Origin of the sequence: Pseudomonas marginalis (genome assembly GCF_001645105.1) — a bacterium.
Taxonomy (GTDB): Bacteria; Pseudomonadota; Gammaproteobacteria; order Pseudomonadales; family Pseudomonadaceae; genus Aquipseudomonas; species Aquipseudomonas petroselini.
In genome coordinates this window covers 1-1305 of the sequence record NZ_LKEG01000019.1, presented here as the reverse complement: position 1 = coordinate 1305, position 1305 = coordinate 1, and the positions used below count along the sequence as shown (strand labels likewise).

At 52.3% G+C, this 1305-nt stretch carries 1 protein-coding gene; it reads left to right on the top strand.

Going from position 1 to position 1305, the window contains the following annotated elements; translation table 11 throughout:
* The first annotated feature begins 91 nt into the window (after positions 1 to 91).
* Positions 92 to 1267: an integrase core domain-containing protein gene (locus AO064_RS02095; protein ID WP_064052243.1), complete on the top strand. Its 1176-nt coding sequence runs from the start codon at positions 92 to 94 to the stop codon at positions 1265 to 1267.
* Positions 1268 to 1305 lie beyond the last annotated feature (38 nt).

Here is a 1305-nt window from a genome sequence, read left to right as displayed (position 1 = left end):
CGGTATGACTCACCCACATGGGTTACAAATCAGTTCACGCACATAGGTAACAGTTTTTAACTAGCAGGGTCGATTTCGCGAGGATCTGACCATGCCCTGGAGAGAGCTGAAACCTATGGATCGAAAAGTGATGTTCATCGCTGCCTATCTGGCGGACAAACACACCTTCAGCAAGCTGTGCAGTGACTACGAGATCAGTCGAAAGACTGGCTATAAATGGGTCGAGCGATACAAAGCTGAAGGGCCTAGTGGGCTTGAGGAACGCAGCCGTTGCCGGCACAACCAGAGCTACGTGGTGCCTGTCGCTGTTAGGCAGGCAATCATCGAGCTTCGGTCTATCGGAGAAACAACCCCAGGGCCTAAGAAGATCCAAAATGACTTGCTCAAGCGCTTTCCCGATCAGGATCCGCCGTCAAAAACGACCATCTACAACATCCTTAAAGCAGCCGACTTAATTACGCCGCAGCGTGTAAGACGGCGTGTCGCGGTCTATCCCAAACCTTTGAGCAAAGCAGAAACACCTAATCAGCTCTTTAGCGCGGACTACAAGGGCCAGTTTCTGACGGGCGCCGGAGTTTGGTGCTATCCACTGACGATCATGGATCACGCCAGCCGTTTTTTACTGGCCTGCCAGAGTATGTCCAGCACCAATCTGAAGGAGACCCAACAGACCTTTGAGCGAGTTTTCCGCGAGTACGGGTTGCCGGAGCGTATTCGGACTGACAATGGTGTGCCATTTGCCAGTACCGGCCGTGCCGGGCTGTCGCAGCTGTCGATATGGTGGCTGCGACTAGGGATTATTCCTGAGCGAATTGAGCCTGGCCGTCCGGACCAGAATGGGCGTCACGAACGCATGCACCGAACGCTGAAAAGTACCTTGCCTCAACCGCCCGCGATTCCTTGGGAGGCTCAGCAGAGACAGTTTGACCGCTTTATGCAGCACTACAATTATGAGCGGGGGCACGAGGCGCTTGACCAGAAAACGCCTGCTTCCTGCTATTCACCCTCGACTCGGACTTACCCGGAAAAGTTGCCTGAAATGGGGTATGCGAGCCACGTGGAGTGTTACCTGGCTGATAGTAATGGAATCATTAATCGAGCAGGTCTGCGGATTTATATAGCCAATGTGCTTAAGCATCAGACCATTGGAATGGAGATGATCAGTGATGATGTGTGGGAGGTGATATTCGGTCCGGTAATCCTAGGCCGGGTCTATGCTAGAGAGGCAAAGAACGGGTACGTGTCGATAAAAGTGTTACCTATGTAAAGGTACTTTTTTGTAACCCATGTGGTTGTCCCGTACAT